Source organism: Paenibacillus kobensis NBRC 15729, from assembly GCF_004000825.1.
GTDB classification, from domain to species: Bacteria; Bacillota; Bacilli; order Paenibacillales; family Paenibacillaceae; genus Paenibacillus_T; species Paenibacillus_T kobensis.
This window is the reverse complement of record NZ_BILZ01000006.1, coordinates 76,255-100,891: the sequence shown is the minus strand read 5'-3', so window position 1 is coordinate 100,891 and position 24,637 is coordinate 76,255. Positions and strand designations below refer to the sequence as shown.

The window sequence follows — 24,637 nt, the reverse complement described above, 5'->3', positions numbered from 1 at the left end:
TTTTAGATGGAACGCGTATACATTTGTATACAACGCCGTTGAATCCATCCAAAATGATTGTAAAGGAGGGTGCTCGAATGAATAGAGAAGAAGGGCACGACCGCGGCAGGGGGCGGCGAGGAGGCGGGCATCATCGTCATCGCGAAGGCGAGCAACATGGGGGCAAAGGCGCACAGACATACCGCCGGGGCCGCATCGTACTGTTTCTAGAGCAAATGAACAATAGAAGGGCGACGCTGCAGCGCCAGCTGACGCAGCCTGCATTCGAGTCGATTAAGCCAATTCTGGTGGGCGAGCTTAAGGCGCTCGAACAAGTGATCGAAGATTATATCCAATTATTCGAACTACATGATGAGAGCAGCAGGTATGAGCAGTCCAATAGTGGAGAAGGAATGTCCGGATCTGCTGCAGCCGAAGGAGAGTGACTGAATTGCTTCGCCGATTTTTCGAGTATTACCGCCCCTATAAGGGCTTATTCTTTCTAGACTTCACTTGCGCAGTCGTAGCAGGTCTGCTGGAACTTGCGTTTCCGTTCGCCGTTAGCTCGTTCGTCAATGATCTGCTGCCGAATGAGAACTGGGGATTGATCGTGCTCGGCAGCGCAGCGCTGCTGGCGGTCTATGCTTTGAATACCGCTCTGAACTATGTCGTAACCTATTGGGGACATATGCTGGGCATCAATATTGAAACGGATATGCGCCGCAAAATGTTCGAGCACATTCAGAAGCTGTCGTTCCGTTTCTTCGATAATAATAAAACCGGTCATTTGATCGGCCGGATGACGAACGATTTGAACGAAATCGGAGAAGTCGCGCATCACGGTCCGGAGGACATTTTTATTGCGGTCATGACGCTGATCGGCTCGTTCACGTTGATGGCGTACATTAACCTGGAGCTCGCGCTGCTTACATTTATTATCATTCCGGTTATGGCTTGGCTTATTATCGTATTCGGCGGCCGGATGACCAAGACGTACCGGAAGCTCTTCGGAGATGTCGGCAACTTCAATGCCCGAATCGAGGACAACGTCGGCGGCATTCGTGTCGTTCAATCGTTCGCGAACGAGCAGCATGAGAAGAAGTTGTTCGCCGTAGACAACATGCAGTTCCGGGAAACGAAGCTGCTGGCGTACAAAACGATGGCCAAAAGCATCTCGGTCAGCTATATGATGATGCGTCTGGTTACCGTCTTCGTAATGGTATGCGGTGCATGGTTCTTCTTACAAGAACGAATCAACATGGGTGAATTTCTTGCCTTCCTGCTCTTATCGAACGTCTTTTTCCGTCCTATCGAGAAAATTAATGCCGTCATTGAGAGCTATCCCAAAGGTCTCGCCGGCTTCCGGCGTTACCTGGAAGTCATCGATACGGAGCCGGACATCGCCGATGTAAAGGATGCTGTCGATGTGCCTTCGGTACATGGCGATATTCAATTCTCGGACGTCAGCTTCGGCTATGAGCCGGGCCGTAAGATTCTGAACGGCATTAACCTGTCGGTCCGTGCAGGCGAGACGATCGCATTCGTCGGTCCATCCGGCGCGGGCAAGACAACCATTTGCAGCCTGCTGCCCCGGTTCTACGAAGTCAGTGAAGGAAGCATTTCGATTGACGGCCTCGATATTCGCAAGATGAAGCTGGATTCGCTCCGCAAACATATCGGCATCGTGCAGCAGGATGTATTCCTGTTCTCTGGCACGATCCGTGAGAATATCGCCTATGGCGATCTGAAGGCTTCCGAAGATCAAATCTGGGAAGCGGCACGCCGCGCATCGCTGGATGAGCTGATCCGCAGCCTTCCGGAAGGGCTCGAAACGGTCATTGGAGAGCGGGGCGTTAAGTTGTCGGGCGGACAGAAGCAGCGTCTGGCTATCGCGCGGATGTTCCTCAAGAATCCGCCGATCCTCATTCTGGACGAAGCCACCTCCGCGCTCGATACGGCAACGGAAGCCGCGATTCAACAGGCGCTCAGCGAGCTGTCGTCGGGGCGGACGACGCTCGTCATCGCTCACCGTCTGGCTACGATTAAGAACGCCGACCGCATCGTCGTCATTAACGAGAACGGCATTGCCGAGCAAGGTGAGCACAAAGAGCTAGTCGAGGCGGGCGGCATTTACAGCCGGCTTCACGAAGCGCAGTACAGCATGGCATAATCGTTAACGCACCTAGTAACCGGATAAAGCTGGAAGAGTGGCGAACGCTGACTCTTCCGGCTTTTTTGTTTTGCAGCCGTCGGATGGAAATGCATCCGACTGCTTTTTTATACTAATCTCGCCCAGCCTCATATAGCCTCCAGGCAATCCATTGCGGATGTGTGTAGACGAATGTCATATGGTCGCCAGGCGATTTCAATAGACGGAATAAACCGAGTCGGCTCGACATATGCGGATGCCAGCCATAATTGGGTTGGCCTTGCGGCATGACATTATCCTCGGTTAAGTAGAGATAGCTCTTGGGCGTCGTCAATTTGTAAAATGTTTTTAAATCTAGTTTCTCGTATAGCGGCTTCGCCGGCTCCGGCTGAATCCGTTCGTGCATCCAGCGCGCTTGTTCCAGGCTGGCCAGATTGGCGAACGCATCCCGGTAGAACGGGAACGGGAGCATAATCGTATCATTGCTGGAACTTGCTCGAAGCTGCTCAAAGAAGGACTGGGCTTGAGGCGGAAACTCTTCGCTTGCACTTTCGCCGTCTTTCAATACGAAGGCGTTCATGAACACAAGCCGTTTCAGCCGGTCCGGCACAAGCTCCGCTGTTTTCTGCACGATTGTACCGCCGAAGCTGTGACCGGCAAGCACGATATCGCGCAAGCCGTGCGAGACGATGTAGTCGGCAACGGATCGGCTCAACATCGAATGGGTGACATTCGTGTTCGGATCGCCGCCATGCCCGGGATATTCAGGCGAATGCACGGCGTGGCCCATTCGTCGCAGTTCGGCAGCAACCCGGTCCCAGAAGCTTGCATCGGCCCATGCTCCGTGTACGAGTACGAACGTTAGAGGTTGTATTTTACCAGGGGAAGGGGGAAACGGGACAGGCATCGGCTGATTTCGGTGAGGTTGTATGTTCAATGTTAACATTCCTTTCGTGGCGGTCTTTACTGAATTGTATGCAGGATTGAAAGGTTACAGTAATTGCGGTATTGCGATAATCGGCTCGTCACGATACGATGGAGGAACAGAAATGATTACTTCGCATGGGAGAGAAGAGCGATGAAAATTAAGGTAGAGGCTGCTGTTGCGCGCTGGTATATCGAAGAGATGGCGCTGGAGCCCGGCGACCAGATGCATATTTTTGTCCGGTTAGGCGGATGCGGCAGCGTACAGCCCGGCATGTCGCTCGGCATTACGAAGGAATCCTCGAACGCTCCGCGACTTTGCCACGTAAGCGAGGGGATCGAGTTTTATATGCTTGATGACCAGCTCTGGTATTTAGACAACAAAGATTTAGTGCTGCAATTCGAGGCGAACCAAGAAGGCGTCGGCTTTGCCGTCGTATAATGAACGTAAACGGCAGATACACCTCTGGAATGATAGATTCCGGGGGTGTATTTTTTTGTACAACCTGGTTTGACACAGAAAGTGATGTAAGAGCGCCGCTGAGTGGGGGAACCGTGCTGGTGTGACACAGAAAGTGATGCAAGAGCGCCGATGAGTTTGGTGGCCGTGCTGGTGTGACACAGAAAGTGATGTAACATGCACCAATACAGCAGATGCCAGCGTCCCTCTAACAAGAGCGTGGAAAATTGTGATTTGGGACGTCTTCTAGCTCATATACATGGGTATCCACGGATACCGTCGAACCTTGTCCGAGTTCGTACTCCGTTCGTTCGGGCGGGTCCGGCGTAAAGCTCGATCAGGGAGGGAGAAGCATGCGTTTCGAACTGCCGGAGGAGCTGGAAATGCTGCGGTCGGTCGTTCGGGAGTTTGCCGAGGCGGAAGTTGCGCCTGGCGCGTCGGGAAGAGATGAGGAGGAGCGGTTCGATCGTCCCTTGTTCGCGAAGATGGCGGCGCTTGGGCTCACCGGCATTCCGGTTCCGGAACGGTACGGGGGCTCCGGCGGCGGATGGTTGGCTTATGCCATCGTCTTGGAGGAGCTGTCTCGCGTATGTGCCTCGACAGCTTCTGCACTTGCGGCACATACCTCGTTCGCCGTATGGCCGTTGTACCGCTATGGCAGCGATGCGATCCGAGAGCAGCTGCTCGTGCCATTCGCTTCGGGAGCCAGCTTGGCAGGGGCAGGCTTATTGGAGATGGCTCGACCACCCGGCCTATTGCCAATTGATCAGCAGCTGTATGCGGTTGACGAGAACGATGAGGGCTTCAGTCTGGAAGGAACACATCCGTTCGTCGTCAATGCCGGTGAGGCGGACGGCTATCTGCTCTTCGCAGCTTCCCGTCAATCGCGCAGACTGCAAGCGGCTTGGATCAATCGGAACACTGACGGTCTTACGATTGGAAAAAGGATCCATAAGCTTGGACTTCGTTCGTTCGCAACGGGGGAGCTGTCGTTATCCGAGTGCCGAGTACCGGCCAGCCATACGCTAGGCCGGGATGGGCGCGCCCGCGAAATGGTGCAGCCCATTGCGACTGCCGGGATGCTTAGCGCAGCCGCACAATCGGTTGGCGTAGCGCAGGGAGCGCTGGATGCTGCCACCGCCTATGCGAAAGAACGCAAACAGTTCGGTGCCCCGATTGGGCGGCAGCAAAGCATTTTGTTCAAGCTTGCGGATATGTCCGTTGCGATCGAAGCGTCGCGCTGGCTGACTTATCAGGCGGCTTGGCGGCTTGATGAAGGAGCCAGCGGGGAACATGAGGCGGCGCTTGCACGGAACTATGCGGCGGATTCAGCCGTACGCGCAGCATTAGAAGGGGTACAAATTATGGGCGGCTACGGTTATATGCGCGAGTATAAGCTGGAGCGGCTGCTGCGGGATGCGAAATGCATCGAGACGGCAATTGCCGTCGGCGGTATGGATCACATTGCGCCACAGCAGAACAAGCCCAAACCGCAAAGGTAGGAAGGAGGTTCTGCAAATGGGCGGTACGGTCATCGTCGGCGGAGCAAGGACGGCGATCGGTAAGCTCGGCGGCGTGTTCAAAGAAGTGAAGGCTGTACAGCTCGGGGCTGCGGCAATCCAAGGTGCGCTGCGGTCCGGCGGCATCGCTGGCGCGCAAGTCGAACAGGTGTGGATGGGGATGGGCATTCAGGCTGGCGCAGGACAAATTCCTTCGAGGCAAGCGGCTGTAGAAGCCGGAATTCCATGGAGCATTCCGTCCGATACGTTGAACAAGGTGTGCGCATCCGGGTTGCGCGCGGTTGCGGTAGCGGACAGCACCATTCGCGCCGGGGATGCCGGGATCGTAATCGCAGGCGGGATGGAAAGCATGTCGGGGGCTCCCTACGGCGCGCGTTCTGCGAGGTGGGGCAGCCGAATGGGCAATACGGAGCTGATCGATCTCATGCTGTATGACGGATTGTTATGCGCATTCGACGGTGTGCCGATGGCAGCGCATGGCAACCGGACGGCTCAGCAGTACGGCATCAGCCGGCAAGAACAGGATGAGTGGGCGCTGCGCAGTCATACGCTTGCGGTAAACGCCGCGCAAACCGGCCGATTCGCGGATGAAATCGTGCCCTATTCGTTATCGGAATCGGTTGTGATAACGGCGGATGAGTGTCCGCGGCACGATACGAGTATCGAGAAGCTGGCGAAGCTGCGGCCAATTGCGGGCTGGGACGGTACAGGGACGATTACGGCAGGCAATGCGCCTGGCGTGAATGACGGAGCTGCCGCACTGTTGCTACTGTCGGAGGCCGCAGCGAAGAACGGCGGACATGAACCGTGGGCTAAGATCGCCGGTCATGCCTCCGTCAGCTTGGAGCCGCACCAGTTGGCGGAAGCGCCAGCGTATGCGATCCGCAAGCTGCTGCAGCAGACGGGTACCCGAGTAGAAGACATCGATTTGTTCGAAGTGAACGAAGCGTTCGCTGCGGTCGTGTTGACGTGCGGCAAGCTGCTGAACTGGGAGGGAGACAAAGTCAACGTGAACGGCGGTGCCATCGCGCTTGGCCATCCGATCGGCGCTAGCGGCGCTCGGATCGTGCTGACGCTTGTGAAGGAATTGCGGCGAAGAGGCGGCGGACTCGGCATTGCTGCAATATGCAGCGGCGGGGGGCAAGGTGATGCGATCCTGATTCGCGTAGACGGCTAGCCGGACATCGTTTCCCATTTTGCAAATTTAAAGAAAACGCGCCTTCAGAGGAGGAAGGACATATGAATGCGCAGCTAACGTTAGTGGCAGGTGCGGGACAAATGGGCAGCGGTATCGCTCAGACGCTGCTGCAAAGCGGCCGGTCGGTCATTCTAGTCGACATTAATGATGCATCTCTGGAGCGCGGTGCGGCTGCGATCCGGACGGGTTTGGCGAAGTCGGCAGCGAAAGGCAAAATATCTTCCGGCGAGCTTGAACAGGCGCAGTCGCGCTTAACCTGTTCGGCCTCGCTCGAAGAGGCCGCAGAGCAGGCGGAGTTCGTGATCGAAGCCGCGCCGGAAGTGATGACGGTGAAGCAAGCGCTGTTCCGAACGTTGGATGCGCGCTGTGCGGCAGGCGTTATTTTGGCAACGAATACGTCATCTCTATCGATTACAGAGATCGCTGCGGTAACCCGTCGTCCGGAAAATGTGATTGGCATGCATTTCATGAATCCGGTGCCGCTAATGCCGCTCGTGGAAATCATTCGCGGGCTGGCGACTTCGGACGACACATTCGGTCAGGTCGAGGCATTAGCGGTGTCACTTGGCAAAACACCGCTCGCCGTACGCGACTATCCGGGCTTTGTCTCAAACCGTGTCCTGATGCCGATGATCAACGAAGCGGTTTACGCTGTTTACGAAGGAGTTGCATCGCCGGAGACGGTAGACGGTATTATGCGGCTGGGGATGAATCATCCGATGGGCCCGCTTGCGCTGGCCGATCTGATCGGGCTGGATACTTGTCTGTCTATTATGGAAACATTGCACGACGGCTTCGGCGACAGCAAATACCGTCCGTGTCCGCTGCTGCGCCTGTACGTGAAAGCCGGGTGGCTTGGCAAGAAGTGCGGCCGCGGATTTTACCAGTATGAGAGTCAGTAACGTTGTTCATTGTTCACCCAAAAGGGGGGAGGGCGGTGGAACTTCGGTTCACGGCGCAGCAAGAGACGTTCAGGCAGTCGGTTCAGCATTTTGCGGAGACGGAGCTGGCCGCAGCCGTACCGCTCATGGAGGCGGACGGGGAAAGCTCTTTCCCTTCGGAAATCGTGAAGCGAATGGCGAAGCTGGGATGGATGGGCATTCCGGTTCCGAAGCAGTGGGGCGGCGCAGGGTCTGATTTTATATCGTATATTGCAGCCATCCAGGAACTGTCCCAAATAAGCGCGGCCGTCGGCGTTATCCTGTCCGTCCATACATCCGTCGGCACGCTCCCCGTATTAAAGAATGGAACAGAGGAGCAAAGGGAGCACTACGTCCGCAAGCTGGCTTCCGGCCAGTGGCTGGGCGCATTTGCATTAACAGAGCCACAAGCCGGCTCCGATGCGGCGGCGATTCGAACGACCGCTGTGCATAAGGACGGTCAATATGTGCTGAACGGCTCGAAGCTGTTCATTACGAATGCCGGTGCTGCGCAGCTCTACGTGACGTTCGCGGTGACCGATCCATCGAAAGGTTCGCGCGGCATTACCGCATTTCTCATTGAACAGGGGATGCCGGGTCTTAGTATCGGGCGCAAAGAAAGAAAGATGGGACTACACGGCTCGAACACCTGCGAGCTGTCGTTCGACGGTGTCGTTGTGCCGGAGGCGCAGCGGCTTGGCGCGGAAGGCGAAGGCTTCGCTATCGCGATGGGGGCGCTTGACGGCGGCCGAATCGGGATAGCTGCCCAAGCGCTCGGCATTGCGGAAGCGGCGCTGCGGCTGTTGGAGGAAGGCCTGCTGACGCGGCCGGGCCGTGCTGCAGGCAGCGCAAAAAAATCGGTGCTCGCGGGTCGAGGAAGACGCGCGTCGGAACTGGTGGAACTCTCAGAACTGACAGCACGCGTAGAAGCGGCGAGATTGCTCGTCTACCGCGCAGCGTATTTGCGCCAGACCGGAAGAGCATGCACGAAGGAAGCTTCTGCCGCCAAGCTGTTCGCCTCCGATACGGCTGTCGAAACTTCAGGCGCGGCGGTCCGGCTGCTCGGGAGGGAAGGGTACGCACGGCCGTATCCTGCGCAGCGGCTGTTCCGCGATGCGAAGGTGACGCAAATCTACGAAGGGACGAACGAAATTCATCGGATTGTTATAGGCAATCAACTTCTTCGATAACAGCGGATGTTTTATGAATGCGCGGTGGAGGTGGTAGCGATGAGGTCATCACCTGGCCAAAAGCTGCGCGAAGCGGTCGAGGCGGAGCAGCCGCTGCAGCTGCCCGGCGTTATTAACGCGTATGCGGCTATATTGGCGGAAAGCGCGGGCTTTAAGGCTTTGTATATTTCGGGCGCAGGCATCGCCAATGCGTCTTTTGGTCTGCCGGATCTCGGCATTACGACGATTAACGACTGCGCCGAAGACGTCCGGCGTATAACGGATGCGACAACTCTGCCGGTGCTCGTGGATGCGGATACCGGCTTCGGGGGCGCCTTCCAAATCGCGCGGACGATTAGACAGCTGACCCAGGCCGGCGCGGCCGGCGTTCATATTGAGGATCAAGTGTCGGCCAAACGGTGCGGACACCGCCCTAACAAAGCCATCGTCCGCACATCCGAAATGACAGACCGGATTCGCGCAGCCGTCGATGCGAGGGAAGACCCCCATTTTGTAATTATGGCGCGTACTGATGCTATAGCAGTCGAAGGTCTTGCAGCGGCGATTGAACGGGCTTGCGCTTTCGTCGAAGCAGGAGCCGATATGATTTTTCCCGAGGCGGTCACGCGGCTTGAGGATTACCGTGCCTTCGCCGATGCGGTGAAGGTGCCGGTGTTGGCGAACTTGACGGAGTTCGGCCGAACTCCGCTGTTCACGGCGGCGCAGCTTCACGAAGCGGGTGTCGGACTTGCGTTGTATCCATTGTCCGCATTCCGCGCAATGAGCGCTGCCGCGCTGCGGGTGTACCAGACGATCAGGGAGCAAGGGACGCAGCAAGCCGTAGTCGATACGATGCAGACGAGAGCAGAGTTGTATGATCAACTGCACTATCTCGATTACGAGCAGAAGCTTGACCGATTGTTCGGACAGGAAAGGAGCGAGGACTAGATGACGCTCAAGAAAGAAGGCGGACTCGCCGACGTCGTAGCCGGCCAGACATCGATCTCGACCGTAGGCAAGAAGGGGAAAGGACTGTCATACCGGGGCTATGCGATTCAAGACTTGGCACGTTACGGAAGCTTCGAAGAGACTGCGTACTTGCTGCTGTACGGCGAGCTGCCGAATGAGGACCAATTGTTCCAGTTCCAATCCCGTCTGGACAAGAAGCGGGGACTGCCGGCCAATCTATGCGCGATATTGGAGAAGCTTCCCGCCGAGGCGCATCCGATGGATGTGCTTCGCACCGGTATTTCGGCGTTAGGCTCGCTGGAGCCCGAAGGCTACGGTTACGGTGCAGCCGAGATCGCGGAGCGTCTCATTGCTTGCAGCGCTTCGATTATTCTCTATTGGCGGCAATACCATACGAACAAAATTCGGATTGGAACCGAGCTGGAAGGCACCGTTGCCGAACATTTTCTGCAGCTGCTGCACGGTCGCAAGCCTAGCAAACAGCATGCGCATGCGCTTGACACATCACTGACTCTGTACGCGGAGCATGAGTTTAATGCGTCTACGTTCGCGGCGCGTGTAACGGCGTCGACGCAGTCCGATTTCTATTCGGCGGTGACGACGGGCATCGGAACGCTTCGCGGCAACCTGCACGGCGGCGCGAACGAAGCGGCAATGGAGCTGATCGGGGCATTCTCGAGTGCGGAGGAGGCGGAAGCCGGCGTCCAGCAGATGCTTCTCCAGAAGCGCCTGATCATGGGATTCGGCCACCGCGTCTATATGACGTCCGATCCGCGGTCCGATCTGATTAAGGAGCAGTCGCGCGCCTTGTCTGAACTCGCGGACGATTGGAAGCTATATGATATTTCGGAACGGATCGAATTCGTCATGCAGCGGAAGAAGAAGCTGTTCCCGAACTTGGACTTTTACAGCGCGTCCGCATATCGGTTGCTCGGCATTCCGAACGACCTGTTCACGCCGCTGTTCGTGATTTCGCGGCTGAGCGGATGGACGGCCCACATCGTCGAGCAGCGGAGCTGCAATCGGCTCATCCGACCGAATGCCGAATACGTCGGACGCGATCGGCAGCCTTGGATTCCATTGAAAGAACGAATATAGGCGAGCAAGAGCAGATGACAGACGACCGTTGATCCATGATCAAGGAGGTGCACGTATGTCATCGTTCATTCATGCGGACCGCCCAGAGCCGGACGGGTTGCTGATACGGCTTGCAGACTACGCGGTCCAGCGTCAAGCGGGCAGCAGCGAAGCGTTCGAGACGGCCCGGTATTGTCTGATGGATACGCTCGGCTGCGGCTTGTTGGCGCTGCAGTATCCGGCCTGCACGAAGCTGCTCGGTCCCGTAGTGCCTGGTACAGTCGTGCCGAACGGAGCGCGAGTGCCGGGTACAGCTTATGAGCTCGATCCGGTCTCCGCAGCCTTCAACATCGGGTGCGCGATTCGATGGCTCGATTATAACGACACGTGGCTGGCGGCAGAATGGGGGCATCCTTCCGACAATCTGGGCGGGATTCTGGCAGCAGCTGATTATGTTAGCAGAACAAGAACGGCTGCCGGACAACAGCCGCTGCTAATGCGCGACGTGCTGACGGCAATGATTCAAGCCCATGAAATTCAAGGCGTGCTGGCGCTTGACAACAGCTTCAACCGCGTCGGTCTCGACCACGTCATACTCGTCAAAATCGCTTCCACGGCTGTCGTCACAGGGCTGTTCGGCGGTACGAAGGACGATATTATCGCGGCGTTGTCGAATGCTTGGCTCGACGGGCATTCCTTGCGGACCTACCGTCATGCCCCTAATACGGGAACGCGCAAGTCGTGGGCGGCGGGCGATGCGACGAGCCGGGCCGTACGGCTCGCTATGATGACACTGCAAGGAGAGATGGGCTATCCGTCTGCTCTGACCGTGCCGATGTGGGGCTTCCAAGACGTATTGTTCAAAAGCCGGCCCGTGTCGCTCAGCCGGGAGCTTGGCAGTTATGTGATGGAGAACGTGTTGTTCAAAATCTCTTATCCGGCTGAGTTCCATGGCCAGACGGCAGTTGAATGCGCCATTCAACTGCATCCGGCAGTGAAGGACCGACTGGCGGATATCGATACGATCGAACTGACGACGCATGAATCGGCACTCCGCATTATCGACAAGCGCGGCCCTTTGCACAACCCTGCCGACCGCGACCACTGTCTGCAATATATGGTCGCTATCGCGCTTATCCACGGCGAGTTGAATGCGGATCATTACGAGGATGTTGCAGCAAGCGACCCGCGAATCGATCTGCTTCGCAGCAAGATGAAGACTTCAGAGGATGTCCGCTATTCGGCAGACTATCTGGATGAGAAGAAGAGGTCGATTGCGAACGCTGTGCAAGTCCGTTTCACAGACGGAACGGCTACTGATAAGGTGGAAGTCGAGTATCCGATCGGACACCGAAGGAGACGAGAAGAAGGCATTCCGCTCCTTCAGCGCAAGTTCGAGACTAATGTGAGGGGCCATTATTCGGAAGCGCAGGCGGATGCGATTATAAGGATTTTCGAGGATCGTCTGACGCTGGAGCATGTTCCGGTCCATTTCTTTATGGATTTGCTTTCCGTCACTCCTTCGTAATAGGGTAGAAGCCACAGCCCGATTGCCTTCGTACACGAAGACAACCGGGCTTGATTCGGTTCCCGCTGTCTCTTGAATATCAATTGATCCTTGTAACCATCTTCGCAGACAAGCTATGATAGGAAGATAAATTTCATAGGCTCGTCTTGATGAGCGAACAGAAAGGTGATAGTGCGATGTCGGTCAACTATTGCGTAACATGCGGAGCTCCGATGGAGAAACGGACCATCGACGGCGTGGAGAGGCGGGCTTGTACAGCCGAAGCCTGCGGTGCGGTGCATTGGGGCAATTACAGCATCGGCGTCGGAGCGCTTGTCCGAAGAAACGGGCAAATACTTCTCGTACGCAGAGCTCAAGAGCCGGGTAAAGGCAATTGGACTATTCCAGGCGGTTATATCGAACAACTGGAGCCGATAGGCGAGACGGTCGTCCGCGAAGTTCTCGAAGAAACCGGGGTACAATCCAGCGTCGTCGGCATTGTAGCGCTGAGAGATCAGCCGCGCAGTGTGCATAATGTATATATTGCGTTCGAAATGGAGTATATAAGCGGGGAACCGGTGCCGGACGGCGTCGAGGTGGATGCGGCGGGGTTCTTCTCTCTGGAAGAACAACGTACGATGAAGGTTGCCGGTTTTACAGAATGGCTCATTGACGCGGCGCTGAACAAGAAGAGCGATGGCATGCGCAAGGATGAGCTTCAAGTGGCGCCGGGCAGCGCGAACGAATTTTATCGATTGTAAAATCAATTGCGAATCACAACCAATAGGCTGTTCTTCCGCATGCCGCACGGCTTGCAGAGGGACAGCCTATTTGATTTGTGCACGAATTATCAGCCTAGCGGAGTCTACATCCGGACGATGACCGAGCCTCCTCCGCTCGTGACGACGCGGTTCTGCTGCTGCTCGAGTGAACGAAGCAGTTTATTGTTCTCTTCCATCAATCGGATGAGATAGTCCATGCGGCTTGCAAGGTGCATTATCGCAAAGGAATCCGTGTAAGCCGCGCCATATGGAGGAAGGTTGGGCTCATGCTGCTGTGCAACCGGTGAGGTTAGCGGCTGAGTATTCGCGGACGGACTCGGATTGGTCTGCAGAGGCGGATAACCGTTCCAATGGGAATGCATGTACGCTTGCACCTCCTTGTTTCTGGACGAATGTACTGTATCACTGCATCATACGCCACAACCGCCGCAATCGTTCGTCTGGCAGCGGAAAATGCGAACCGATGCGGACAATGACGGTGCCAACTCCTTTCTATCAACCATATACTAGCAAGAAGAGAATGGAACGAATGTGCTGGAGGGAGACAATGGCATGAAGGCGATCGTAACCGGAGGAGCGGGATTCATTGGTTCGCATCTCGTGCAAGAGCTGCTGCAAAGAGGAATGGACGTTCATGTCATTGATAATCTAAGTACGGGGCAAGCCCGCAATGTGCCGGGCGGCGCCGTGTTGCATACAGCAGATGTCGTCTCGGATCAAGCGCTGAACATCGTACTGCAGCACAAACCGGATCTATTATTCCATCTTGCAGGGCAAGCGAACGTCGCCCGTTCGATGGATGATCCGGCGGAAGATACGAGGGTGAACGTGTTAGGAACCGTACAAATGATCCATGCCGCCGTTCGAGCGAACGTATCGAAGTTCATCTTTGCATCGACTGCATCCGTATATGGAGCGAACAACCGGGAACAGCTGACGGAGGCGGATTCCGTTGAACCGGTCTCGTTCTATGCGCAGTCCAAATGGACGTCCGAGCACTATGTCAGACTGTTCGCACGTCTGTATCATCTAAAGGCAACGATTCTTCGTTTCTCCAATGTCTACGGTCCGCGCCAAATGCCGCAAGGAGAAGGCAACGTCATCCCGCTGCTCTTATGCTGCCTTCGGGAGGGACGTTCGCTTACGATCCATGGTGACGGCAATCAGACACGCGACTTCGTCAATGTGCGTGATGTCGTCGCTGCGTTAATGGCCGCTGCTTCAGGCAACAGCCATGATACCTTTCATGTCAGTACGGGAATTGGCACGTCGATCAACGAGCTTGCCCGGCAACTGCTGGCGATTCATCGTACCGAAGTGCCGCTGTTCTATCTGCCGCCGAGAGCGGGAGATACGGCGCACAGCTGCCTGGACAACAGCAAGGCGAAGAAGGAGCTGGGCTGGGAGCCGATAGTATCTCTAGCAGCCGGGCTTCAAGAGGCCTATTCCTTCTATATGCAAGATGTCAGCACCGATTGAACCAGGCGAGAAGGGAAGCGGTAATCGTCAATTGACCGGGTGAAAGCGGCGTAACGGCGCTTGCTTTCAGGGCGGCGGACATAGGCTGAGGGGTCAGAGATGTGCTCGGCAGTTCCTGCACCCGAACCGGCGTCGGGTCGATCGTGATGCTCATCGCTTGCGCAATTGCGCCCGCCTTGCCGACTGCATTGCGGACAGCCAGTGATAACGCCTGCTTCTCATACAGATCGGCATTCGTCAACGTGTAGCGGATGCCGGCAACGTTGTTGGCTCCATTAGCCACCGCGGTATCGACGATAATGCCAGCCTGGCCGATATTGTCTGTCGTGATTTGAAAGTTGTGAGTTACCTTGTACCCGCGAAAAATCTGCTTTCCGTCAATATAATCATACTCGCTCTCAATTCGGTAATCGACCGTCTGAATTTGTTCTTGCGGAATGTTCAACTGCCGGAGCGACTGAATGACCTGTGCCGTCACAGCTGCATTGTCGGCCTGAACGGTGCGCAGCTGCATCCCCTCGGTAATGACGCCAAGCGTAATGATTGCACGGTCGGGAGAAGCCGTCACTTGCCCTTCGCCTTCTACCTGGATCGTATACAGTTGTTCGCAACTTGCATGTTCATGATGAAATTGATGGTCGTACATATTCGGACAACCTCCTTCATCGTCCAAGGACGAATTCTCTTCTATTGGCTAAAATATGGCGCTGAGCCGGGGTTCATGACCGAATGCCGGAGAGGATGTGATTGAGCTAGGCACGATGTATCGACCGCTGGTGTTATCAATGGCGCTGCTTCTATCATGATCGTCGTGTTCGGCGTATTCGTGTTCGCTGATCTCAGAATCCCGGCGTGCGGACGCCGGGATTTGTTTTTTCTCCTAATATAAGATTTATAGAATAGAGACTTCCTCTGTTCCATATTTTGGTGGTAAGATATGAGAACAAACATTCGTTAATCGAGGGAGAGACGGAAGCCGTGAATGAGCAGCTTCAGCAGAAGTACCGCGATGTTATGGAAGCGTTCGTGGAGCGTGTCAAGCAGGACATCCATATTTTGGCCGTCTTCATTGCAGGAAGTTTGTCGTACGACGAGGTATGGGAGAAATCGGATATCGATGTTTTCTTGGTCAGTGACGATGAGAAGCGGGCTTACGCTCCGTTTCATCTCGTGGAGCAAGGCATCGTATTCAGTGCGAACCTGATGTCGCGTACCGAATTCAAGAAGTCGTTCGAACGGGTCATCCAATCGAGCGGCACGCATTCCATCCTGTACAAAAGCAAGCTCGTCTATTGCAAGGACGAAGCCGTCCGGGATATATACGAGCGGATGCGTCAAGTCGGCGACCGCGACCGGGATATTCAGCTGCTCATGCTTGCTTCTTATGCGATCGTCCTGCTCGAGAAGGCGGAGAAATGGATCGTGGTCAAGCATGACGTAACGTATTCGTTCCTCTATATGATGAAGATCATCGAACAGCTTGCGCAGATTGAAGTCGTACTCAATCAGGAGATTCCGACTCGCGAAGCGATTCAGCAAGCGCTGCGTCTTCGCCCGGATTTCTTCGGAGCGATGTATACGGAACTGGTGAAGGGCCGAAGAATGAACTGATTCTCATGGATGCGGTTAAACAAGCGGACCGCTACTTGTACGAGCGCAAAGATCGATTGTTCAAGCTGATCTTCAATTATTTGCAAGAGGAGCGGGACGTGCGGCCGTTCTCGGATCTCATGCAGCACATGAAGCAGAAACACCGGATGGAGGACGGTCTGATCGTTCATGCAACGGAATGGCTGGCGGAGAAGGGGATTATCGATAAAGCGTCGTCGCCCGTCAAGCTGACGCCGAAGAGCAGAGTGGAACTGGACGAGGTTGCTTATTTCATGTTGGATGAGGAGATGCTGCGAGGATGAGGAAGACGATTTCGATCAAAGGTGCAAGGCAGAACAATCTGAATAACATCTCGGTCGATATTCCGCGCGATCAGCTTACGGTCATCACAGGCGTTAGCGGCTCCGGCAAATCGACGCTTGCGTTCGACGTCATCTACGGAGAAGGACAGAGGAGGTTCTTGGAGTCCCTGTCTTCGAACTATGCCAAGCGTTATATCCCGCAGCTGAAGAAGCCTGACATCGATTATGTGACCGGATTGTCACCTGTCGTATCCATTGAACAGAAGACGGGAACGCCGAATCCGCGCTCGACGGTCGGAACGATGTCGGATATTTATGACTATGTCCGGTTGTTGTTCGCGACGATCGGAACGGCTCATTGTCCGCATTGCCGCGGAGAGCTGGCCATGAAGACGTCTGCGCAGATCGCGGAACATATTTTTACGCTTCCTGAAGGTTCGATTGTCGAATTGTATGCTCCTGTTGCCCGCATCTACGGTGAAGAATATTCGGTTCTGTTCGATGAGATTCGTGAGAAAGGATTCAGGCGTTACCGGATCGACGGCGTACTTCACGATGCAAGTCATAACATCGAACTGGATGAGCAGTCTCCCTATGATATTAAAGTGCTTATTGACCGATTCGAGGTTCGGCGGGATGTATACAAGCAGCTTGTCCGCTCGGTAGAGGAAGGACTGAAGCTAGGCGAAGGCTTCCTTCATATCGCATTCGAGGGGGAGGAGCTTGCTGCGGATGCAGGCGAGAAGTTTTATGCCGGGTTCGGCTGCGTATCCCACCAGTTAGTCGTTGGGGAACTGCTTCCGTATTATTTCTCGTTCAACGATATGGACAGCGCTTGCCGTACTTGTGTCGGACTGGGTACCTATAAGAAAGCGAAACCGGAGCTCATGATCGATCATCCGGAGCGCAGCATCCGCAAAGGTGCGCTAAGCGAGCGGATCTATAAGCTGTCCAATCCGAAATCGTGGCGGAACATGATGATATACGGACTGTCACAGCATTATGGGATCAATCTTGATCTGCCGTTCAAAGAGCTTCCGCGCCGCAGCGTGGAGCTGTTGTTCTATGGAACAAAAGGGGAGCGCTTCCCGTTCATCGGTTCGGAGACGAACGATCAGTCGGAGTGGATTCAGAGGCATGTCGGCAAAATGTTCACGTTCGACGGCATCGTCGGCGAGATCGATCGATGGTACCGCAATTCCCGCCGTAAGAAAGACGTCAAAGGCTACGAAGAAAGTATGTTCAAGAAAGTGATGGTCGAGCATACGTGTCCGGAATGCGAAGGAACTCGGCTGAAAGCCGAACGGCTGCTCGTGACGGTAGGCGGCTTAACGATTCATGATGCATGCACGATGCCTCTCGACGAACTGCTGCCGGTATTGAGAGGAACATCGATCCCGGAGCGGAAGCAAGCGGTCGGCGTGCCGATATTGCATGAACTGACAAGCCGAATCGATCTGCTGCTCGGAATCGGCATCGGATATTTAAGTTTGAACCGCCGTTCGGATTCGATCTCGGGGGGCGAAGCGCAGCGAATCCGATTGTCCACACAGATCGGATCGGGGCTTATGGGAATGTTATATGTGCTGGATGAGCCTAGTATTGGACTTCATCCGCGTGACGGGCGCAAAGTGATTGATACGTTGAAGCGGCTGCGTGATACCGGCAATACCGTTATCGTTGTCGAGCATGACGTGGAGACGATAGCCGAAGCTGATCATGTGATCGAGATCGGACCAGGTCCCGGCGTACACGGCGGGAATATCGTCGCAGAGGGCACGATTGATGACTTGAAGCGCCATCCGAACTCGCTGACGGGTCAATACTTGAGCGGACGGCGTACGATTCCGATGCCGGCTATCCGAAGACGACCGGATGGTCGCAAGCTGCGAATCATAGGCGCACGCGAGAACACGCTAAAGAACATCACGGTCGATATACCGCTCGGCGTATTCATCTGTGCAACAGGCGTTTCGGGATCGGGCAAGAGCAGCTTGATAAACCAGGTTCTATATAAGAAGCTGTCCAGTTTATTTCAGGATGAACGGATCATTCCCGGAGAGCATGATGCACTGGAAGGTTATGATCTTATCTCGAATGTCATCAGCATCGATCAGTCGCCTATCGGCAGAATGCCGACGTCGAATCCGGCGACGTATGTCGGTCTGTTCGATCGGATCCGGTCGTTGTTCGCTTCATTGCCGGAAGCGGTCGAGCGCGGTTTCACAGACTCGTACTTCAGCTTCAATACGAAGGGCGGCCGCTGCGAGGAATGCAAAGGGTATGGCACGATTACCACTCAGCTGCAGTTCATGCCGGATGTCGAGACCGTTTGTCCCTCGTGCAAAGGCGCCCGTTATACAGCAGAGCTGCTGGAGGTTAAATATCGGGACCGCACCATTAACGATGTGTTAAACATGTCGATTGAGGATGCAGAAGTTTTCTTCCACGATGAGAAGCTTGTTGTGCATAAGCTTAATATTTTGAACCAACTGGGCCTTGGCTATCTTCAATTAGGCCAATCGGCAACGATAATGTCGGGCGGGGAAGCGCAGCGGATCAAGCTCGCGGCAGAGCTCGGCAAAATCAAACGAGGCGCACACAATCTTTACATACTGGATGAGCCTACAACGGGACTTCATTTGGCAGATATTCAAAAACTTCTCGACTGCTTGAATCGTCTCGTCGAGGCGGGTCATACGGTCCTCGTGATTGAGCATAATCTCGATGTCATTAAGACGGCGGATTACGTTATCGATCTCGGTCCTGAGGCGGGCCGAGGGGGCGGAATGGTCGTCGCAGCCGGAACACCGGAGCAAGTGATGGAGGAATCAGCGTCTTATACTGGTGCTTGCTTGAAAGCTTATCTGGAGGAACGAGGAGAGCTTGTTTCGGTTCCTGTCGGTTAACTAGATATTGATAACAGCAGTAAGCCGATCCCGGTGCGGGTCGGCTTGTTCGTTGTTTTGACAGACTCGCTTGTCGTTCTGCCGTTGGGAAATGAGAGTTGCTATGGTATAGTGAAGGAAGGAATCGATAGCGGACAAGCAGAAACGGAGCGTATCAGCATGATGAGTGGTAATAAGGAACAACCCGATAAGAGCAGGAAAAAGCAGAACGGACCAGCGAACCGGCATGGCGAGCAGCGTTCCGGGTATTCGAAGGATAATCGCAGCAATCAACGAGACGTTAGTGGTTCTAATAGAGCAGATGGACAAAGACGCTCGGGCGGTGCATCGGACCGGCGAGACAATCTGAAAGCGAACAGACGGAACGGACATGCTCAGATTGCAGCCGCTCAAGCCGAATGGTCAACCCATAGAGGCGACCGTATGGCGAAGTCGGCTCCTGCGAAGAAAGGACGTCCCGGCGCGAAGACGCCGAACGACTCTAGAACTAACCGTCCCAATATCAGCCAATATACCGTTAAAGAACCGACGGAGCTGCTGCCTTTTTTATTGAATAAGCAGTCCAACCTCGGACGTAACACCGTTAAAGCCATACTGGCACGCGGACAAGTATTGGTCAACGACCGGGTCGTGACGGCATACAATTGTCCGCTTGAGCCTGGACAGACGGTGACCATTCGTAAGGATAAAGTGGTTGAAGAACCACAGCTCATCGGGCTAACCATCCTGCATGAGGATGAGGATATCATCGTCATTCAGAAGAATGCGGGGTTACTGTCGATCTCTTCCGGCCAAGAAAACGAAACGACAGCCTACCGGCAGCTAATGGCTCATGTTCGTATTCAGGATCCCGGGAACCGCATTTTTGTCGTTCATCGTCTGGATCGGGATACTTCCGGTGTCATGATGTTCGCCAAGAGCGAGAGGGTACAGCAATTGCTTCAGAATTCCTGGCAAGACACGGTAGAGGAACGTACATACGTTGCCTTGGTTGAAGGAAAGGTCAAAAAAACGGAAGGTACGATTTCGTCTTGGTTGAAAGAAAGCAGCACGCTTAAAATGTATTCCAGTCATTACCCTAATGACGGTCAGCACGCTGTGACACATTACAAAACCATTCAATCCAATAGCAGCTTTACCTTATTGGAGGTCCGTCTCGAAACGGGGCGTAAAAATCAAATTCGCGTCCATATGCAAGATATCGGGCATCCCATTGTCGGCGATAAAAAATATGGTTCGAGGTCAAAGGCCATTAATCGACTGGGACTTCACGCGAGAGTGTTAGCTTTTAAACATCCAACAAAAGGCGAGCTCTTGCGTTTCGAAACGGACATCCCCAAGTCGTTTCTTAATCCTTTCCGACAAACGTCTACTGAATCAAAGTAAAGCTGACGGGGTTATCCTTTTCCCCCGATTCGGAACTATGATCAGGCCGCATATAGGAAGAACAACGAAAATTTAATAACTGTACTCAAGCGCCCGATATAGATAGGCGCCGCATAAAAAAACTGAAGCCTGTGGTCTAATACACCACAGGCTTTTTTGAGCTACTATTTTCGTCATAAGTACAGGTTGTAAATTCTTGCATGGGCCCTTTATCATCCGCTCTTCTTCTCTCCGTAAAATTCTCGTCGGTGTAAGAGGAGATAACCTTTCTCCAAAATAGCTGTGCGGGCATATTCCAGTCAAATTCACTTACACGCCAATTCCCTGCAAACAGATCGAATGCCTTTATAGCAGCCTGCTTACCAATATTCTGTTTTCTATATTTTCGGAGTACAAAAAAATGATTCAAATAATAAGTATCTTTTTCAACTAAGTATTTAATGATTACAAATCCTGCTAGGTTTCCACTTACCGTTATGAAATAAAGACGATAATTCGGATCCTCATGCCAATCCTTGAGGTTAAGGTTGGTGACATAAAGTCCATTCTCATTAACATCCGTTCCGCCAAATTCAGATAAGTCGTATGCCACAAGTTCAAATAGATTTTTAAGAGCAGGCAATCTCTCTGTTGAAATTTGTTCTAACTCCAAAACCATTGAATCACTCCCGAAAATATTGTTAAATACTTGCAACGATTTCATATTACTTGATATTCACGAAGATCATAATTACTCCAAGTTAGAATATATTCGAGAGAATATTGAACAATCCTGCCAGATTGTAGGTGGAAGTTTTCCGTACAGAAGGGCTGAGATATGGTGAGATCACGGCAAAGTGTGATTTAACCGCAGTTGATGAAGCTCGTTTTTGAAATCATATATTCCACATTATTACAGAGCTCGTTATACTAGTTTGAGAGGTATAATTTATCCTGTCCATTGCGTACTTGAAAAATAGCACTAGCTTACATTCTCCGTCCAAGGAATTATAACCTATGAAAATAGATCGTCTATATGCCATCACCGTCTATCTTCTGAATCATGGCAAGGCTTCCGCCAGCGAACTTGCAAGGCGCTTCGAAGTATCATCCCGAACGATCCAACGTGACATTGATTCTCTGTGCCGTGCAGGAATACCAGTCGTTGCTTTGACAGGTGCAGCCGGGGGATACGAAATCATGGATACCTTTGGGATGCGGCAGCATGCGGCAACTCAAGAGGATTATTCGCATATCCTGACCGCGCTTCAAGGACTTGCTACAGCTACGAATGATCCGAAGGTAAATGCAACGCTCGACAAGCTAGCCTCCGTATCCAAAGCGGGAGACAGTACCATGATCCTTGACTTCTCGGTCGTGCGTGAGGGTGACGAGAAGATGCTGCAGTTGCTCCAATCCGCGGTGCATTCCAAGCGTGCGGTCCAGTTTACTTATACGAACGCAAATGCGATGACGCTAACGCATACGGTCGAGCCTATAGCCGTGCTTTATCGGTGGTACGCGTGGTATCTGCTAGCATATTCCACGGTCAAGAATGACTATCGCACATATAAACTTGTTCGTATGAACGATCTTCTGCCGACAGATATCACTTTTACGAGAGAGCATGAAAGCGCCGAAGCGATACTCCGCGCCGCCGACGAAACGGATACTCGCATCTATATGAACGTGACGATCCGCTGCAAAGCGGAGGCAAAGGCACGGGCTATCGAATACTTGCGCGGCACGATTACGGAGGAGTTGGATAACGGTGACGTTCTAATGACGCTGAACGTTGTGGAGAATGAACATTTCTGGTATGGTACGATGTTAGCTCTTGGCGATAGCGTGGAGATATTGACGCCGGAAAAGTTGCGTATTCGTGTGCTCGAATCTGCCAAATCCATGGTCTCTCTATACGATAAACTATGACAGACAGTTGTCGTAGTTACCCCGATATAATGATGGTACAAATAACGGGGGTGCATGAATAATGAGCGGAATCATAAGAAGCGACATTAACGAGGAATATGTTTATTCGGGTATTGTGGAAGCGGGAGAATTCGTTTTTTTAAGTTTTTGTGCGGGCAATATCGGCGCTGCTTTTGAAGAACAAGTAGATGGAGCCATTGACGATATGGAGCGGCGGTTACATACCATCGGACTGACGTTGGAGGCTGTTGTCAAAATCGATGTTTTGCTCAAAGATGTTTGGAACATTTCGTTCATGGAAAAGGTGTTTGCAAGACGATTTATTCAGGGGTATCCGGCAAGGAAAACCATCTCTACGGAGTTTGCCCATGCTGGCGGAATGAATGGATTGCAGGTCCAAATCGATGCGATAGCCTATAAACAATAGGGCAGGTGCGCGAATGATCAAATTAACGAACCGCCAAGCACGGCAATTTATGTTGTTGAAGCACGGTCTACTAGGTCATTATAAGTTTGAAGGGAAGCAGGGCATATTGGATTTTGTTCGGCAGGCTGGCTGCATCCAATTCGATCCAATCGATGTGTGCGGTAAAAATGCTGAGCTGGTGCTGCAGTCGAGAATTAAAGGTTTTACAAAGGAAATGCTCGACGAACTGCTGTATCAAGATCGACGTCTAGTCGACTATCCTGATAAGAACCTGGCCATTATCCTTGTTGAGGACTGGCCGTATTTTGAGAGATACAGACAGGCCGCCCGGGAACATGCCGAACACTACCCTGAAATGCAAGCTCTGACAGAGGAAGTTCGGTCTCATATCCAGAATCAGGGTGCGCTGTGTTCGAATGATTATAAATTGGAAAAGGATTTCACTTGGCGATCGGCCATTCACTGGAGCGGCGGCAATAATACTTCTCGTTCGGTACTGGAACAGATGTACTCGACAGGCGAATTGATTATTCATCACAAGAAAGGAACGCGCAAATACTACGACATCGCCGATAAGTATATACCTGACCGCATGTTGAATGCGCCAGAGCCGCTGCCTAGCGAGCTTGATCATCAAAAATGGCGGGTATTACGCCGGGTTGGCGCAATTGGCTTGCTGTGGAATCGCGCATCCGATGCATGGCTGAACATATGGGGATTGAAAACGGACGAGCGTAACGAAGTATTCCGCCAGTTGTTGAACGAGAATAAAATTTTAGCGGTTGCCGTTGAACAAATAAAGGATACCTTGTATTGCCGCACAGAGGACTTGCCGCTTATTGAAACCGTCCTGAACAACCCTAATCTGGAGTCTCGCTGCGAGTTAATCGCCCCGCTGGACAATATGATGTGGGACAGGAAGCTTATCCATGCGATATTTGGTTTCGATTACACGTGGGAGATTTATACGCCCGTTATCAAGCGGAAGTTCGGGCATTATGTACTGCCTCTGTTATACGGAGAAGACTTCATCGGACGTGTTGAGGTCATCGCAGAGCGAAAAGACAGAACGCTTGTCGTTAAAAATATTTGGTATGAGAACGGTGTGAAGCAAACGAAGAGCGTGCGGACAGCCTTGGACGATTGTTTCAATAAGTTTGCGAAATTTAACGGATGTGAGTCGATTTCATTTCTAGCCTCGTCGGATTGACCTTATCCCACTAATCCGTTAATTGATTAAGGATTGTAAAATAATTCAGTCCTTCTTCGTCAATATCACTTCGGCCATAAGCATCTAAGAATACTTGACGATAGCGGTCCGTCTTCAAGTTATATTGGAGAGTCCATATTCCCCAATAAAGATCGTAGTGCCGGTCGCCGATCCCGCCGGATCCTAAATCAATAAACCCTTTGAACGAGAAATCGTCCATGATGATATTAGGCAAGCAGTAGTCGCCATGGATAACCACATTGTCGTTGGCAGAATAGTTGAATTCATTCAACATTTGAAGATCAAACCCATTAGTGCGGGCCTCATCCACCAATTCAACTGTTCTTTTGCTGTATGGACAGCCTTCGACAGGAAGGGAGTGGAGTCTTCTTAAATTTTCACCGAACACGCTTGCCAATTTATTCGGATTCGCAATGTGCTCTTCAGCCGTTCCATCTTCACCCGTTACCGATTCGGTTAGCAAATAATCATAGTCTGAATCGGATTCGTATGCTATAGCCCTCGGTGCGACAAGATGTCGATGCAGAAAGTTAGTCATACGGTATTCGCGTTCAAGGGAACCTTTGCTGCTTATTTTCAAGAATGCTCGTTCTGATCCCGAAATATAAAGGGTCTTCGCATCTTCAGAACAACTGCTATCGTAAACGGCTGCCCCTTTGATATATGGCCTAATGGATGAGGGGACAGTCTCAACATCAAAGGCAACTTCCGTACGTTTCAAGCGATC

Annotated in this window: 24 protein-coding genes; 19 read left to right on the top strand and 5 right to left on the bottom strand. The window is 53.0% G+C overall.

Features of this window, described 5'->3' with window-relative positions:
• The first annotated feature begins 77 nt into the window (after window positions 1-77).
• Window positions 78-425, top strand: a complete 348-nt coding sequence (locus tag PKO01S_RS06140; protein ID WP_174818552.1) for a hypothetical protein — start codon at window positions 78-80, stop codon at window positions 423-425.
• 5 nt (window positions 426-430) lie between these two features.
• A complete protein-coding gene (locus PKO01S_RS06135; protein WP_127530430.1) occupies window positions 431-2,149 on the top strand; it encodes an ABC transporter ATP-binding protein in 1,719 nt (572 codons plus the stop codon).
• A 112-nt stretch (window positions 2,150-2,261) separates the two neighbouring features.
• Here the strand turns inward: PKO01S_RS06135 and PKO01S_RS06130 are convergent, their stop codons facing one another.
• Window positions 2,262-3,074 (bottom strand): alpha/beta fold hydrolase, encoded by an 813-nt coding sequence (locus PKO01S_RS06130; protein ID WP_164779505.1) that lies wholly within the window; start codon window positions 3,072-3,074, stop codon window positions 2,262-2,264.
• A gap of 132 nt (window positions 3,075-3,206) precedes the next feature.
• On the opposite strand from PKO01S_RS06130, the gene PKO01S_RS06125 reads away from it, so the two are divergent.
• The 9 genes from PKO01S_RS06125 to PKO01S_RS06085 all read left to right on the top strand — a co-directional run bounded on the left by PKO01S_RS06125 (window position 3,207) and on the right by PKO01S_RS06085 (window position 12,633).
• Entirely contained in the window at window positions 3,207-3,494 is a 288-nt protein-coding gene (locus tag PKO01S_RS06125; protein WP_127530429.1) for a HesB/YadR/YfhF family protein, read from the top strand.
• Window positions 3,495-3,865: 371 nt separating this feature from the next.
• Window positions 3,866-5,014 carry an acyl-CoA dehydrogenase family protein gene (locus PKO01S_RS06120; protein ID WP_127530428.1) on the top strand — a complete coding sequence of 383 codons (1,149 nt, stop codon included), beginning with the start codon at window positions 3,866-3,868 and terminating at the stop codon, window positions 5,012-5,014.
• A 16-nt stretch (window positions 5,015-5,030) separates the two neighbouring features.
• Window positions 5,031-6,209 (top strand): acetyl-CoA C-acetyltransferase, encoded by a 1,179-nt coding sequence (locus PKO01S_RS06115; protein ID WP_127530427.1) that lies wholly within the window; start codon window positions 5,031-5,033, stop codon window positions 6,207-6,209.
• Window positions 6,210-6,271: 62 nt separating this feature from the next.
• Window positions 6,272-7,132, top strand: coding sequence for a 3-hydroxybutyryl-CoA dehydrogenase (locus tag PKO01S_RS06110; protein ID WP_127530426.1), 861 nt, complete (start codon window positions 6,272-6,274; stop codon window positions 7,130-7,132).
• Between the two features lie 35 nt (window positions 7,133-7,167).
• Window positions 7,168-8,340, top strand: a complete 1,173-nt coding sequence (locus tag PKO01S_RS06105; RefSeq protein WP_127530425.1) for an acyl-CoA dehydrogenase family protein — start codon at window positions 7,168-7,170, stop codon at window positions 8,338-8,340.
• A 39-nt stretch (window positions 8,341-8,379) separates the two neighbouring features.
• Window positions 8,380-9,267 (top strand): methylisocitrate lyase, encoded by an 888-nt coding sequence (gene prpB, locus PKO01S_RS06100; RefSeq protein WP_127530424.1) that lies wholly within the window; start codon window positions 8,380-8,382, stop codon window positions 9,265-9,267.
• A complete protein-coding gene (locus PKO01S_RS06095; protein ID WP_127530423.1) occupies window positions 9,268-10,386 on the top strand; it encodes a citrate/2-methylcitrate synthase in 1,119 nt (372 codons plus the stop codon).
• A gap of 55 nt (window positions 10,387-10,441) precedes the next feature.
• Window positions 10,442-11,893, top strand: coding sequence for a bifunctional 2-methylcitrate dehydratase/aconitate hydratase (locus tag PKO01S_RS06090; protein WP_127530422.1), 1,452 nt, complete (start codon window positions 10,442-10,444; stop codon window positions 11,891-11,893).
• A 149-nt stretch (window positions 11,894-12,042) separates the two neighbouring features.
• Window positions 12,043-12,633 (top strand): NUDIX domain-containing protein, encoded by a 591-nt coding sequence (locus PKO01S_RS06085; RefSeq protein ID WP_307719821.1) that lies wholly within the window; start codon window positions 12,043-12,045, stop codon window positions 12,631-12,633.
• Between the two features lie 104 nt (window positions 12,634-12,737).
• On the opposite strand, the gene PKO01S_RS06080 is transcribed toward PKO01S_RS06085, so the two are convergent.
• The gene (locus PKO01S_RS06080) at window positions 12,738-13,016 is read right to left on the bottom strand and encodes a hypothetical protein (RefSeq protein WP_127530421.1); all 279 of its coding nucleotides are present in this window, start codon (window positions 13,014-13,016) and stop codon (window positions 12,738-12,740) included.
• Window positions 13,017-13,206: 190 nt separating this feature from the next.
• Here PKO01S_RS06080 and PKO01S_RS06075 point away from each other — a divergent pair, with 190 nt between their 5' ends.
• Window positions 13,207-14,133 carry an NAD-dependent epimerase/dehydratase family protein gene (locus PKO01S_RS06075; RefSeq protein WP_127530420.1) on the top strand — a complete coding sequence of 309 codons (927 nt, stop codon included), beginning with the start codon at window positions 13,207-13,209 and terminating at the stop codon, window positions 14,131-14,133.
• Here PKO01S_RS06075 and PKO01S_RS06070 read toward each other — a convergent pair.
• Window positions 14,120-14,779 carry an SIMPL domain-containing protein gene (locus PKO01S_RS06070; protein WP_127530419.1) on the bottom strand — a complete coding sequence of 220 codons (660 nt, stop codon included), beginning with the start codon at window positions 14,777-14,779 and terminating at the stop codon, window positions 14,120-14,122. The two genes, PKO01S_RS06075 and PKO01S_RS06070, sit on opposite strands and share 14 nt — an antisense overlap.
• A gap of 332 nt (window positions 14,780-15,111) precedes the next feature.
• On the opposite strand from PKO01S_RS06070, the gene PKO01S_RS06065 reads away from it, so the two are divergent.
• The 4 genes from PKO01S_RS06065 to PKO01S_RS06050 all read left to right on the top strand — a co-directional run bounded on the left by PKO01S_RS06065 (window position 15,112) and on the right by PKO01S_RS06050 (window position 20,341).
• Entirely contained in the window at window positions 15,112-15,744 is a 633-nt protein-coding gene (locus tag PKO01S_RS06065) for a nucleotidyltransferase domain-containing protein (RefSeq protein ID WP_127530418.1), read from the top strand.
• A 5-nt stretch (window positions 15,745-15,749) separates the two neighbouring features.
• Complete coding sequence (locus tag PKO01S_RS06060; RefSeq protein WP_127530417.1) at window positions 15,750-16,046, top strand: hypothetical protein; 297 nt, start codon at window positions 15,750-15,752, stop codon at window positions 16,044-16,046.
• On the top strand, window positions 16,043-18,955 hold the full coding sequence (uvrA, locus tag PKO01S_RS06055) for an excinuclease ABC subunit UvrA (protein ID WP_127530416.1): 2,913 nt from the start codon (window positions 16,043-16,045) through the stop codon (window positions 18,953-18,955). Before PKO01S_RS06060 ends, uvrA begins: the two co-directional genes overlap by 4 nt.
• 423 nt (window positions 18,956-19,378) lie before the next feature.
• Complete coding sequence (locus tag PKO01S_RS06050) at window positions 19,379-20,341, top strand: RluA family pseudouridine synthase (RefSeq protein ID WP_127530518.1); 963 nt, start codon at window positions 19,379-19,381, stop codon at window positions 20,339-20,341.
• Between the two features lie 136 nt (window positions 20,342-20,477).
• Here the strand turns inward: PKO01S_RS06050 and PKO01S_RS06045 are convergent, their stop codons facing one another.
• Window positions 20,478-20,999, bottom strand: coding sequence for a GNAT family N-acetyltransferase (locus tag PKO01S_RS06045; protein WP_164779504.1), 522 nt, complete (start codon window positions 20,997-20,999; stop codon window positions 20,478-20,480).
• Window positions 21,000-21,337: 338 nt separating this feature from the next.
• On the opposite strand from PKO01S_RS06045, the gene PKO01S_RS06040 reads away from it, so the two are divergent.
• The 3 genes from PKO01S_RS06040 to PKO01S_RS06030 all read left to right on the top strand — a co-directional run bounded on the left by PKO01S_RS06040 (window position 21,338) and on the right by PKO01S_RS06030 (window position 23,889).
• Complete coding sequence (locus tag PKO01S_RS06040) at window positions 21,338-22,252, top strand: helix-turn-helix transcriptional regulator (RefSeq protein ID WP_127530414.1); 915 nt, start codon at window positions 21,338-21,340, stop codon at window positions 22,250-22,252.
• A gap of 61 nt (window positions 22,253-22,313) precedes the next feature.
• Window positions 22,314-22,679, top strand: coding sequence for a RidA family protein (locus PKO01S_RS06035; protein WP_127530413.1), 366 nt, complete (start codon window positions 22,314-22,316; stop codon window positions 22,677-22,679).
• A gap of 13 nt (window positions 22,680-22,692) precedes the next feature.
• The gene (locus PKO01S_RS06030) at window positions 22,693-23,889 is read left to right on the top strand and encodes a winged helix-turn-helix domain-containing protein (RefSeq protein WP_127530412.1); all 1,197 of its coding nucleotides are present in this window, start codon (window positions 22,693-22,695) and stop codon (window positions 23,887-23,889) included.
• 10 nt (window positions 23,890-23,899) lie between these two features.
• On the opposite strand, the gene PKO01S_RS06025 is transcribed toward PKO01S_RS06030, so the two are convergent.
• A complete protein-coding gene (locus PKO01S_RS06025) occupies window positions 23,900-24,631 on the bottom strand; it encodes an aminoglycoside 3'-phosphotransferase (protein WP_127530411.1) in 732 nt (243 codons plus the stop codon).
• Window positions 24,632-24,637: the final 6 nt, after the last annotated feature.

What these genes read in the sequence shown, in the direction of transcription:
- PKO01S_RS06050 (WP_127530518.1), top strand. Translation starts at nt 19,379, where the DNA reads ATGGCGAAGTCGGCTCCTGCGAAGAAAGGACGTCCCGGCGCGAAGACG.
- PKO01S_RS06120 (WP_127530428.1), top strand. Translation starts at nt 3,866, where the DNA reads ATGCGTTTCGAACTGCCGGAGGAGCTGGAAATGCTGCGGTCGGTCGTT.
- PKO01S_RS06045 (WP_164779504.1), bottom strand. Translation starts at nt 20,999, where the DNA reads ATGGTTTTGGAGTTAGAACAAATTTCAACAGAGAGATTGCCTGCTCTT.
- PKO01S_RS06035 (WP_127530413.1), top strand. Translation starts at nt 22,314, where the DNA reads ATGAGCGGAATCATAAGAAGCGACATTAACGAGGAATATGTTTATTCG.
- PKO01S_RS06085 (WP_307719821.1), top strand. Translation starts at nt 12,043, where the DNA reads ATGAGCGAACAGAAAGGTGATAGTGCGATGTCGGTCAACTATTGCGTA.
- PKO01S_RS06040 (WP_127530414.1), top strand. Translation starts at nt 21,338, where the DNA reads ATGAAAATAGATCGTCTATATGCCATCACCGTCTATCTTCTGAATCAT.
- PKO01S_RS06140 (WP_174818552.1), top strand. Translation starts at nt 78, where the DNA reads ATGAATAGAGAAGAAGGGCACGACCGCGGCAGGGGGCGGCGAGGAGGC.
- PKO01S_RS06030 (WP_127530412.1), top strand. Translation starts at nt 22,693, where the DNA reads ATGATCAAATTAACGAACCGCCAAGCACGGCAATTTATGTTGTTGAAG.
- PKO01S_RS06080 (WP_127530421.1), bottom strand. Translation starts at nt 13,016, where the DNA reads ATGCATTCCCATTGGAACGGTTATCCGCCTCTGCAGACCAATCCGAGT.
- PKO01S_RS06060 (WP_127530417.1), top strand. Translation starts at nt 15,750, where the DNA reads ATGGATGCGGTTAAACAAGCGGACCGCTACTTGTACGAGCGCAAAGAT.
- PKO01S_RS06095 (WP_127530423.1), top strand. Translation starts at nt 9,268, where the DNA reads ATGACGCTCAAGAAAGAAGGCGGACTCGCCGACGTCGTAGCCGGCCAG.
- PKO01S_RS06115 (WP_127530427.1), top strand. Translation starts at nt 5,031, where the DNA reads ATGGGCGGTACGGTCATCGTCGGCGGAGCAAGGACGGCGATCGGTAAG.
- prpB (WP_127530424.1), top strand. Translation starts at nt 8,380, where the DNA reads ATGAGGTCATCACCTGGCCAAAAGCTGCGCGAAGCGGTCGAGGCGGAG.
- PKO01S_RS06130 (WP_164779505.1), bottom strand. Translation starts at nt 3,074, where the DNA reads ATGTTAACATTGAACATACAACCTCACCGAAATCAGCCGATGCCTGTC.
- PKO01S_RS06090 (WP_127530422.1), top strand. Translation starts at nt 10,442, where the DNA reads ATGTCATCGTTCATTCATGCGGACCGCCCAGAGCCGGACGGGTTGCTG.
- PKO01S_RS06110 (WP_127530426.1), top strand. Translation starts at nt 6,272, where the DNA reads ATGAATGCGCAGCTAACGTTAGTGGCAGGTGCGGGACAAATGGGCAGC.
- uvrA (WP_127530416.1), top strand. Translation starts at nt 16,043, where the DNA reads ATGAGGAAGACGATTTCGATCAAAGGTGCAAGGCAGAACAATCTGAAT.
- PKO01S_RS06125 (WP_127530429.1), top strand. Translation starts at nt 3,207, where the DNA reads ATGAAAATTAAGGTAGAGGCTGCTGTTGCGCGCTGGTATATCGAAGAG.
- PKO01S_RS06070 (WP_127530419.1), bottom strand. Translation starts at nt 14,779, where the DNA reads ATGTACGACCATCAATTTCATCATGAACATGCAAGTTGCGAACAACTG.
- PKO01S_RS06075 (WP_127530420.1), top strand. Translation starts at nt 13,207, where the DNA reads ATGAAGGCGATCGTAACCGGAGGAGCGGGATTCATTGGTTCGCATCTC.